Below are 11,167 nucleotides of genomic sequence, written 5' to 3'. Positions count from 1 at the left end.
TGGTTTTTCTGTGGTAATCTCGTGTAATCTGTGGTTACAAGTGTTTTCAATTTCGCAATTTCGTAGACCTGCAACCACAGATTTCACAGATTCTCACAAGATTCCTCATCTTCATGTTTTGACATTAGGATATGGTTTTTCTGTGGTAATCTCGTCTAATCTGTGGTTACAAGTGTTTTCAATTTCGGAATTTCGAAGACCTGCAACCACAGATTTCACAGATTATCACAAGATTCTCATATGGTTCGGGTTTAGTTATTAGGATATTGTTTGTATCTGTGTCAATCTCGTATAATCTCGTGGTTTCAAGTCTTATTTTCTATTTTCCGGTGGAGTGGGGCCGGGAGGGGCGTCTTGACTTGCCGCAAATATCTGGTATAATTTGAGTTCCAAGGGGTGAAAAGGATGCGAAAATCATTCGGCTTCAGGGCTTTTTTTATTGCCATCTCCGCCATCTGGCTCTTCATGATGGCTCTTCTCATCCAGAGAAACCTCCCCAGCAGAACCGAGCCTGTCCAGGAGATCTCCTATGCCGGAGAGGACAGCGTCGAGTGGATGTCAATCTATCTCTCCGGCAACAAGATTGGCTACACCATGTCCATCACCCGAGAAACAGATACCGGATACCAGGCCATAGAATCGTCCTACATGCGTTTCGGCCTTTTGGGAACTGACCAGGACGTGAAGACGTTTGTGCGTGCTCAATGTGACAGGAACTACGCAGTGGAATCCTTTTCATTTGAGATCCGGTCAAAACATCAGTCCCTTAGAGCCGAAGGGAAGGTCGTCGGAAATAGCATGGAGGTCAAGCTTATCTCCCAGGGAGAAATCCAGAGCCTTGAATTCGACCTTCCAGAGGGTACATACCTCCCATTTTCGGTGGCGCCGCTAATCGAACAGAAAAAATTGAAAGAGGGCGACAGCATCGCCATCACTGTCTTTGATCCAAGCGCCTTTCAGCCCACGAAGATGTGGATAAAACACCTTGGCTCGCAACAAATCAAACACAGAGGAGAATTTCTGGAGACCACCCATATGGCACTAACTTTCTTTGGAACGAGAATGGAAATGTGGGCAGACGACAATGGCAAAGTTCTGAGGCAGGAAGGACCCATGGGCCTCCTCATCGTGGAGGAGCCAAGAGAATTGGCACAGAAGCTGCCCAATGCGGAGAGACAAGTAGAATTGCTCACCCTGTTTTCGATACCAACTGAAAAGCTAATTGCTGATCCAAGGTCTGTCACTTATCTTAAGGTAGAGGTTGAAGGAGTCGAGCTCGACCCAGAAAAGATATCAAACAACAGACAACACATTGTCAGTACTTCACCTCTGCAGATTGAGATAACAACAGTTCAGCCTGAAGCTGAAACCGAACAAATTCCAGAGCATCTTGAAACATACCTTGGTTCCGAACCCCTTGTTCAGGTTGATCACCCCAGAATAAAGGCCACATCCGACTCGATAGTCAAGGGCCAGACCGACCCCCTGGAGAAGTGGCACGCAGTCGTTGACTGGGTTTATGACAACCTTGAAAAGTCACCTACCGTATCTGTTCCATCTGCTGTGGATGTTCTGGCAACAAAGCGGGGAGACTGTAATGAGCATGCAGTTCTTCTCGCTGCTCTTCTGCGTTCCGCCGGGATTCCTACAACCATAGCGACTGGAGTAGTATATCTCGCTGGATCTTTCTACTATCATGCCTGGAACAGGGTGTATGTGGGCGAGTGGATCGATGTAGATGCCACCTTCGGTCAGCACATAGCCGATGCAACACACTTGATGCTCGCAGAAGGCGGAATCGAAAATCAGGCATCAATCGCAAACCTGCTTGGAAAACTGAACATCAAAATAGTGGACTACGAATGATACATCTTGAGAATGTTACCAAAAGATATGGGGAAGTGACTGCGGTGTCGAACCTCACGCTTCATATCGAGAAGGGTGAACTGTTCGGTTTTATTGGCCCAAACGGTGCCGGAAAGACGACGACCACCAAGCTGATAGTTGGGCTTCTCCGCCCGACATCCGGAAACATACTCGTGGATGGAACAGATGTACAACAAGCCCCCGAGAAGGCAAAATCGAAAATAGGCTATATACCCGATTCACCCTATATCTATCAATCGCTCACCGGAAGAGAGTTCCTTCGGTTCATAGGGGACCTGTATGGGATGAAAGACTCAGAGATAGAGTCGAAAACAGGCGAACTGTTCGAATACATGGAGATTGGCAGGTGGGCAGACTCCAGGGTAGAAGAATACTCGCACGGCATGCGCCAAAAAATAGTCATATGCTCCGCGCTGATACACGATCCTGCGGTGATACTTGTTGATGAGCCGATGGTCGGTCTCGATCCGAAAAGTGCAAGAAAGGTGAAGGAGACCTTCAAGAATCGAGTTCAGAATGGAACTGCGGTCTTCGTCTCAACGCATTCCCTGTCAGTTGCAGAGGAAATCTGCACCCGCGTGGGGGTCATAGACAAAGGAAGACTGGTTGCAATCGGTACCATGGATGACTTCCGCAAGGCATCCAAAAGTGGAGCAAAGTCACTCGAAGACATCTACATGGAAATCACCGAGGGTGGCTGAGACAAGATGATTATTCTTGGAGAGGTTTTTGCTCTTTCAAGAGCAAAACTGAAAGACGCATCCAAGTATGTCGCCAGTGGAAAAAGAGGCAGGCTGGTCAGGTTTGGCGGCTACGGTGCAGTAATCTCGATATTTGTAGTCGGCGGCTACATATTCTTTTACCGGATATTTGCCTACCTCTACACAGTAGAACTCATCGGTCCAGTCTTGATGGGTAGAATACTCGACATGACCTTCCTGGTCTTTCTCTCCATGCTCTTCATGAGCAACATAGTCACCTCACTTTCAACACTATATAGATCCAGCGAGGTTGAGTTTCTGATGTCGCTGCCAATCTCTAGCCAGTCTGTTTTCATCTTGAAGTTCATGGAAAACATTGCATACAGCTCCTGGGCAACCCTTATAGCTGGCCTTCCCATATTAATCAGCTTCGGTGTGGCAGCACATTCGCCTCTCCATTTCTACCCTCTGTCAATAGCGTGTTTCTTACTTTTCACTCTGGTGCCTGCCGGCTTTGCCGTCACTGTCCTCATGATATTGACCGGACTGTTTCCCAGAATAGGAAAAAGAGAAATAGTCCTCCTATTGCTCGCCCTCTTCGTCCTTGCGGCGGCAGCCTACTTCCTTGTTGGGCAACCCGGGGGCATAACCAGACTCCCGTTCACAACCAGCCTCCATGAACTGGACAGCTATCTTGACTCTCTCGGTGCCGCCTCATCGCCACTTCTACCCAGCACATGGCTATCCAGTCTGATGGTATCTGCAGCAAACCGGACGACCGGCAGCGTGGCCTTTTATCTTTTGCTGCTTTTGAGTACTTCCGTGTTCGCAATCTCTCTGTCCATGGGCGTGGCATCCAGAATTTACAGGCGGACGTGGACCTCATCCAGGGAATCTACCAGGAGGATAGCACGCACCACGCCACGTTTCGGTTCAGCAAAACCTTTGTTTCTCAAGATGTTCAGGGGCCAGTTGAGCGCTCTAACAGAAAAGGACTTCAAGCTTTTTCTCAGAGATGCGGCGCAGTGGGCGCAAGCGGCTATACTTCTCGGCCTCCTGACCATTTACGTTTTGAGCCTGAAAAGAACTCCCATATACTTTACCACGCCACACTGGCGGAACCTGATATCTTTGATTAACCTCGGTTTTACGGGATACGTCTTCGCAACAATCTGCATAAGGTTTGTCTTTCCTGCCATAAGCCTCGAGGGTCAGGCTCTGTGGGTTGTGAGATCCGCTCCTCTTTCCATAAGGAACCTTTTCTGGGGGAAACTGGTCTTAAACCTGATTCTGGGAACCCTGCTCGTAGAGACACTCATTCTGGTTTCAAACCTGTTTCTAAAGGTGGACCCAATCATAACAGCACTTTCAATGGTTGCAGTCCTGTTCTTCGCGTGCTCCCTGGTCAGTCTCTCAATTGGCTTTGGGGCAGGCATGCCCGATTTGAAGGAAACGAACCCATCAAAGATTGCGTCAGGTCCAGGTGGAATGCTCACTGCCGTGACCAGTCTGGCCTACGTCGGCCTCTCCGTCAGCATTTTGGCCTGGCCGGGATATGTCTACCTTACAGGCAGAATGAATAGGATACCTGTTCCTGCCTATCCTTTCATCGTCTCGGGGCTGGCCTTTTTGGCCCTTAATGCACTTACAATAGCACTTCCCATATATCTCGGAATGAGGAGTCTGTCGCGGCGGGAGATTTGAAGTGGAATTTTGCTGTTTCTCTGGTGTAATATAGTCAGACCTACAGACAGTTCACTGGCTTATGAATAGCTGGAGTGTCCAAAATAGCTTTCAGGATTAGGCGCAAAAAATGGCAAAATGGAGTATACCTCAACTGAAAATAAGACGGTTCTGGAAGATAAAACCGTTTGGGCGGATAAAAAAGAGCGACAAGGTCTACTCCCGTAAAGGAGAGGCTCAGCGTCCCGCACCCGATATGCAGGAAGAGCTTGAGCCACGCGTGCTTGGTCTTGATGTGGGAGAAAAGAGGATTGGTGTTGCCATAAGTGACCCTCTGGGGATTACCGCCCAGCCCTTAGGCGTTATTGATGCAGAAACTGGCATAGAAAAGCTAAAAGAATTGATACCCAAGCACGAGATAGGACTGATCGTCGTGGGTCACCCGCTTACACTCAAGGGAGAAAGAGGCGAGAGAGCCCGTTCTGTCGAAGAGTTTGCCCGGAATCTGAAAACCGCGACAGGAGTCCCATTCACGCTTGTGGATGAAAGGTTATCTACAAAGGCTGCCGAACGGATAATGAGAGAGATGGGAAGAAAGCCCAGCAGAGAGAAAGGGCGTGTTGATGAACTTGCAGCGGTTATCATACTCCAGTCCTATCTTGACGGGAAGGCCACATTTAAGCCCAAGGATTCCGATGAGGATGTTTAGCGCGTTGAAGTGGGTGCTGCCCATTGTGATACTGGTGAGTGCTCTGGCCATCGCAGTCCACTACGTATACTTTACCTTCCCGTTTCATTCAAAGAAAACTGAAGTTGTCTTAACCATCGAACCTGGCACATCTGTTGCCCAGATAGCCAATGACCTGACACGGACAGAAGTCATCGACAGCCCTGCACTTTTCAAAGCGATTGCAAGAACAAGGGGCGTGGACAGAAAACTGAAGGCAGGCAGGTACAGATTCGAAAAGGGACAGTCTGAGGCAATGACAGTGTCCATGCTGGCCAGAGGCAGCACGGTTGGCGAGCGTGTCACAATACCTGAAGGTCTGACCTTCAGGCAAATCGCGTCATTACTCTCACGCGAGGCTTCTGTAGATTCGATCCGCTTTGTCTTTCTTTCTAGTGATGAAGCTTTCATCAAGAGCCTCGAAGTTAAGGCGAAGAGCCTTGAAGGGTACCTTTTCCCAGACACATACAACATATTCTGGAGAATGGATGCCGCCCGGGTGATAAGAATGATGGTGGGCAGGCTTTTTGAGATATTCGATGAAACCCACCAGGAACAGGCAATCCGAATGGGAAGCACGCTTCACCACGTATTGACAATGGCATCAATGGTCGAGCGGGAAGCAATGGTTTCCGTGGAGAGACCTTTGATCGCAGGCGTTCTGTACAGCAGGCTCCGGATGGGCATGCCTCTCCAATGTGACGCGACGGTGCAATACGCACTGCCAAAGCACAAGGAGTTGCTCACTTATAGAGATCTCGAAGTAAAATCCCCCTACAATACCTATTTGCACCGAGGTCTTCCGCCTGGACCTATCTGCAATCCGGGAGCCAGCTCTATCGAAGCGGCACTGTACCCTGAGGAGACTGAGTGTCTTTACTATGTCGCGCTGGGCGACGGCTCCCACATATTTTCCCGAACCAAACGGGAACATGCAAGAGCAAAAGTCGAAGCAAGACTTAACAAACAAGCCATGAGGAGGAATTGAAATGGACGCATACAAGACAGTAATCAGCGTTGTCGTCGTGGTCCTGGCGCTCGCATGCTTCGCCGGCGTGGCAATCATGCTAGCCATGAGCTTTGCCCAGGCTGAGGAGGCTTCACTCATTGAATCACGAATAGAAGCACAACACGACGGACAACATCTTACAATCAAACTTCCTTTTTCCAAGCCGGTGACAGGTTTCTTGAAGGGAAAACTGACCTGTACTCTGATCGACATGGAGGACAAGAAGATAGCAGAAGCAGAAAGGAGTGTGGTCCTCAGGAGACGAAAGGACACGGTGACGATACACATACCGGTCAAGCTGAAACCAGAAGATCTTGCGGCTACCAGAATAAGATACTCATTTGTGCACGAACATGGAGATATCTCCGGGCTAGTTGCCACACAGACCGTGATGGATTGGCTTGAAGTCCGGGTCCTTGGTCAGAACGAGCTTCTTTCCGGCTCCAACGCTTCTCTCAGAATAATAGCCTTGAACCACAGGAACATGGACCCGGTTTCAGATGCCGAGGTTACTGTTACTCTCTCCGCCGGGGATAAGAAAATCCTCTTATATAATGGGAAGACCAATGCGTCAGGAACATCGAACGCAGTGATTCGCATCCCGGAAGTTTCCACGGAAGATGTGAAACTGATCATCAACGTTGATTCAGGCATGGGGAAGGATACAGTAGAGAAGGCTGTGAAACTCATAAAGGTCACCCAGACATATCTTGTAACTGATAAACCTCTATACCAGCCTAACCAGATAATCCACCTGCGTACAATAACGCTCACCAAGCCTTCGATGCTGCCGCTTCAGGGGCACGATATTGTTCTGGAGGTCCTTGACTCAAAGGGAAACAAAGTCTTCAAGAAGAGGACCAAAACGGACAAATTCGGAGTGTGCTTCGCGGAGTTCAGGCTCGCAGATGAGATAAATATGGGCCGCTACAAGATTGCGGCCATAATCGGAGACGACAAGACCGAGAAGACGGTCACTGTAGAAAAATACGTCCTCCCGAAGTTCAATGTTCGTCTGAAGACTGATAAAGAATACTATATGCCAGGGGAAGTTCTCAAAGGAACCGTTTCCTCTGTATACTTCTTCGGAAAACCGGTGACAGGTGGAAGGGTAAAGGTGACCCTTTCGAAATTCGATGTGGGCTTCAGCACGGTGGGAGAAGCAATCGGGAAAACCGACAAGGAAGGCAATTACGAGTTCGAGCTCAAGCTGCCGAAGTACTTTGTTGGCCAGCCTCTCGAGCAAGGCAATGCATTTGTCAAGCTGGACATCGAGGTAAAAGACCTTGCCGAACATATAGAGAAGAAAAGCGAGACAAGAACAGTCGCAAGGAGCCCCATAAGGATAACCCTGATACCTGAAAGCGGTGAGATCGTTCCTCGTGTCAAGAACAAGATCTTTGTTATGACAACCTACCCGGATGGCAGACCCGCCATTTCTCATGTCACCTTGAACGACATGGAAGCAAAGACAGACGACATGGGAGTTGCCACTTTCGAAATACTACCCACGAAGGATAGTGGAATGATCGTCAGCGTCACTGCAAAGGATAAGACGGGTAATACGGCAACGCTGAACAAGAACTTCACCTACAATGTGAACATTCCCCACCTCCTTCTGAGAACGGATCAGGCGATATACAAAGCTGGCAAGGTGATGAAGGCGACAGTTCTCTGCACCAAACAAACAGGAACTGCCTACATTGATCTTATCAAAGACGGCCAGACCATGCTCACAAAGTCTCTAAAGGTGAAAGACGGCGAAGCGGCCGCAAGCATAGTTCTGACACAGGATCTCTCAGGCACCGTGAAGGTTCACGCATACATGGTTGGAAGAACGTCTGACATAGCAAGAGACACAAGGACTGTGTACGTGAACCCCGCAAACGACCTTAACATAAAGATCAAAATCGACAAAAAGATATACCGACCCGGCGAAGATGGAACAATTCATTTTGCCGTGACAGACAAAAAAGGGAAGCCAGTCGTCTCTGCCATAGGAATTGCGATTGTCGATGAGGCAGTTTTTGCCCTGACCGAGATGCAGCCCGGCATGGAAAAGGTCTATTTCACTCTGGAAAGGGAGATAATGACCCCCCGCTACGAGATCCACGGGTTCACTCCAGAGCAAATTGTCCTTCCCTTTGACCGGGATATGAGAAGGCAGAAGGCGGCTACCATACTCTTTGCTTCTTTCCAGGAGCCTCCCAAATACACCATAAATGTGAACACATACCAGGAAATAGAATCGATAGTGCTTCAGAAAATATACTCCAGAATGATAAAGGATTTGGAAAAACTGAGAAGGGCAGTCGGACAATTCAAGAACGAAAAGAAGCGCTACCCTGCAAAGGATGAAGGGCTGGAACCTGTGGTCCGTGCAGGATTTCTAAAGAGCGCCGACCTTCTCGACCCCTGGGGAACTCCTTATGAAATGATAGCAAGAGGCAATGACCTGAGGTGGTTTGACATTAGATCTTTGGGACCGGACAAGAAAAAGGGCACAGGAGACGACATGGTACCTTCGTATGGCCGGCGATGGCGGGAAGGCGATGTGATGATGAGGGGCGGCCGAGGCGAGCGGCTCTTCATGGTCGACGGAATGATGATCGATCGTGCGATGCCGATGGAAGAGATGGGTGTTATGAAGAAGGCAATGGCGCCCGACGCCACAAGCACATCAAGAGTCGTGAGTTCTGTAAAAACCGAGGAGCCGAGAATAAGACGGTACTTCCCTGAGACAATGCTCTTCAAGCCCGACATAATTACCAACAAGAGGGGCAGGGCCTTTATCAGACTGAAGTGGGCTGACTCGATAACCGAATGGAGGCTCACCTCGACCGCTTCGAGTGCCACAGGCCAGCTGGGCAGCAAGACGAGAGGGATAACAGTGTTCCAGGACTTCTTTGTGGATCTGGACCTTCCGGTCAGTCTCACCGAGGGCGATGAAGTCTCCATACCTGTTGCTGTCTATAACTACCTGAAGCACGCTCAGAACGTCAAACTCGTCATGACAAAAGAAGACTGGTTCGAGCTCCTCTCTGACCAGACCGTGACCAGGACACTCCAGAAGGACGAAGTGACGGTAGTCTATTTCAGAATAAAAGTAACAGGAATAGGAAGGCATTCACTCACCATAAAAGCCTATGGCTCAGAGATGAGCGATGCCATATCAAAAGAGATAGACGTGCTGCCTGATGGAGAGTTGTTTCTCACATCAATAAGCGACAGGCTGGAAGGCAGAGTAGAAAGGTCAGTCATAATTCCTGTCCGAGCGATTGACGGCCCATCGAAGATACTGGTAAAGGTCTTCCCCGGGATATTCAGCCAGATAGTCGATGGACTCGAATCGATGCTCAGAATGCCATTCGGATGCTTTGAACAGACCTCATCTGTCACCTATCCTAACGTACTCATGCTCGACTACATGAGAAAAACAGACCAGGTCACACCCGAGACTGAAATGAAAGCAGAAGGGTTTATCAGTATTGGCTATCAGAGGCTCTTATCCTATGAGGTTCAGGGAGGCGGCTTTGAATGGTTCGGCAACGCACCCGCGAACAAGATTCTGACCGCATTCGGACTGATGCAATTCAAGGACATGTCGAGGGTCTACGAAATCGACGATAACGTAATAACACGGACCAAGGACTGGCTTCTTAATAAACAGGAAAAAGATGGTTCCTGGAAGCCTGATGCTTCATACCTGCATGCAGAATCCTGGAAAAGGATTCAGAAGAATGAGATACTTCCCACAGCATACATATCGTGGGCATTGCTCGAGATGGGTGAGAAATCAGGCCAGATCACAAAAGCCATTAATTACATAAGAGAGAACCTGAATCACGTGACCGACCCATACATGCTTGCCCTTTGTGCGAACGCTCTAGCCGCCTGGGACAGAAACGATGCTTCCACCGCCAAGGTTTTCAACCTTCTGAGGGAGAAAGCGATCGAAGAGAAGGGCGCAGTCTACTGGAAATCAGAGATTCCTACATTCACCCATTCTCACGGAGGGGCGGCAGACCTGGAAACGACCGCGCTCATCGCGTACGCTCTCGTCAAATACGGGAGGATGCAGGACCTGACGAACAAGGCCTTGACTTATCTCATCAGGTCAAAGAATCCGCGTGGAACATGGGGAGGAACGCAGGCGACGATTATGGCTCTCAGAGCTCTGCTCGCATCACTGGGAGGCAGCACTGAGGATGTTGATGCCAGGATAGCAATCTACATCAATGGGAAGAAGGCCGAGACCCTCAGGCTGACCGAAGACAATGCAGATGTGATGAGACTTGTAGATCTCAAGGAATTCACCAAAGAAGGAACAAACGACGTGATAGTGGAACTGAAAGGCAAAGGAAGCTGCCTCTATGAGATCATCGCCAAGTACTATCTGCCATGGAAGGAGACAATCAAACCGCCCAGCGAACTCCTCTCCATTGACGTGGACTTCGACAAGACTGAACTTGTCCAGAATGACCTGGTTACCTGCAATGTGAAGGTCAGAAACAACAGACCTGGAACGGCCCACATGGTCATCGTTGACCTGGGTATCCCCCCTGGATTTGAAGTCCAGGCTGGAGACCTTGCCGAACTTGTGGGTACTAAGATAAAGAAATTCAACATAACTGGCAGACAGGTGATTGTATATCTGGAAAAGGTAGAAGGAAAAAGACCGGTTGAGTTCTCATACAGACTGAGAGCAAAGTTCCCGTTGAAGGCTAAGACTGTTCAATCGAAAGTGTATGAATACTACAACCCTGAGATTGAAGCAATCGCCCCACCGGTTGAGATAGTTGTTAAATAGGCCGTAAGCTATGAGCTGTAAGAACAGACTTCAAGCGTCTTGTCTTACAGCTTATGGCTTACAGCATACAGCTTGCATTCGTTGGAGGCCGTGCTGGCTAAGATAACAATCATAGGTTTAGGCAGAGTGGGAACCGCTCTGGGAATTCTTCTTTCCAAAGCAGGGCACCAGATAGTCTCTGCATTCGATATTAACCCAGCAAGCTCTCTCTTGTCATTGCGAGGAGCGTCAGCGACGAAGCAATCTAGGTGTGCGAATGTCGCGCAGACCGCAAAAGACTGAAGGATAGAGGACTTGGCTAAGATAACAATCATAGGTTTAGGCAGAGTGGGAACCGCTCTGGGAATTCT

At 49.0% G+C, this 11,167-nt stretch carries 7 protein-coding genes; all 7 read left to right on the top strand.

Annotation, left to right across the window (positions count from 1 at the left end; genetic code table 11):
- Window positions 1–405 precede the first annotated feature (405 nt).
- The 7 genes from E3J62_02515 (at window position 406) to E3J62_02485 (ending at window position 11,099) form a co-directional block, all read left to right on the top strand.
- Window positions 406–1,866, top strand: coding sequence for a transglutaminase domain-containing protein (locus E3J62_02515; GenBank protein TET47070.1), 1,461 nt, complete (start codon window positions 406–408; stop codon window positions 1,864–1,866).
- A complete protein-coding gene (locus E3J62_02510) occupies window positions 1,863–2,588 on the top strand; it encodes an ABC transporter ATP-binding protein (protein TET47069.1) in 726 nt (241 codons plus the stop codon). Before E3J62_02515 ends, E3J62_02510 begins: the two co-directional genes overlap by 4 nt.
- 6 nt (window positions 2,589–2,594) lie before the next feature.
- On the top strand, window positions 2,595–4,292 hold the full coding sequence (locus E3J62_02505) for a hypothetical protein (protein TET47068.1): 1,698 nt from the start codon (window positions 2,595–2,597) through the stop codon (window positions 4,290–4,292).
- Between the two features lie 235 nt (window positions 4,293–4,527).
- Complete coding sequence (gene ruvX / locus E3J62_02500; protein TET47071.1) at window positions 4,528–4,980, top strand: Holliday junction resolvase RuvX; 453 nt, start codon at window positions 4,528–4,530, stop codon at window positions 4,978–4,980.
- Window positions 4,895–5,986, top strand: coding sequence for an endolytic transglycosylase MltG (gene mltG / locus E3J62_02495; protein ID TET47067.1), 1,092 nt, complete (start codon window positions 4,895–4,897; stop codon window positions 5,984–5,986). Before ruvX ends, mltG begins: the two co-directional genes overlap by 86 nt.
- Before the next feature lies 1 nt (window position 5,987).
- Window positions 5,988–10,817 carry a hypothetical protein gene (locus tag E3J62_02490; protein TET47066.1) on the top strand — a complete coding sequence of 1,610 codons (4,830 nt, stop codon included), beginning with the start codon at window positions 5,988–5,990 and terminating at the stop codon, window positions 10,815–10,817.
- A gap of 39 nt (window positions 10,818–10,856) precedes the next feature.
- Window positions 10,857–11,099 carry a hypothetical protein gene (locus E3J62_02485; protein ID TET47065.1) on the top strand — a complete coding sequence of 81 codons (243 nt, stop codon included), beginning with the start codon at window positions 10,857–10,859 and terminating at the stop codon, window positions 11,097–11,099.
- Window positions 11,100–11,167: the final 68 nt, after the last annotated feature.

The sequence above is a fragment of the candidate division TA06 bacterium genome, assembly GCA_004376575.1.
Classification (GTDB): Bacteria; Hydrothermota; DG-26; order E44-bin18; family E44-bin18; genus E44-bin18.
Note: the sequence above shows the minus strand (reverse complement) of the source record. Positions and strands in the feature narration are given on the sequence as shown.

What these genes read in the sequence shown, in the direction of transcription:
- E3J62_02515 (TET47070.1), top strand. Translation starts at nt 406, where the DNA reads ATGCGAAAATCATTCGGCTTCAGGGCTTTTTTTATTGCCATCTCCGCC.
- E3J62_02510 (TET47069.1), top strand. Translation starts at nt 1,863, where the DNA reads ATGATACATCTTGAGAATGTTACCAAAAGATATGGGGAAGTGACTGCG.
- E3J62_02505 (TET47068.1), top strand. Translation starts at nt 2,595, where the DNA reads ATGATTATTCTTGGAGAGGTTTTTGCTCTTTCAAGAGCAAAACTGAAA.
- ruvX (TET47071.1), top strand. Translation starts at nt 4,528, where the DNA reads ATGCAGGAAGAGCTTGAGCCACGCGTGCTTGGTCTTGATGTGGGAGAA.
- mltG (TET47067.1), top strand. Translation starts at nt 4,895, where the DNA reads ATGAACTTGCAGCGGTTATCATACTCCAGTCCTATCTTGACGGGAAGG.
- E3J62_02490 (TET47066.1), top strand. Translation starts at nt 5,988, where the DNA reads ATGGACGCATACAAGACAGTAATCAGCGTTGTCGTCGTGGTCCTGGCG.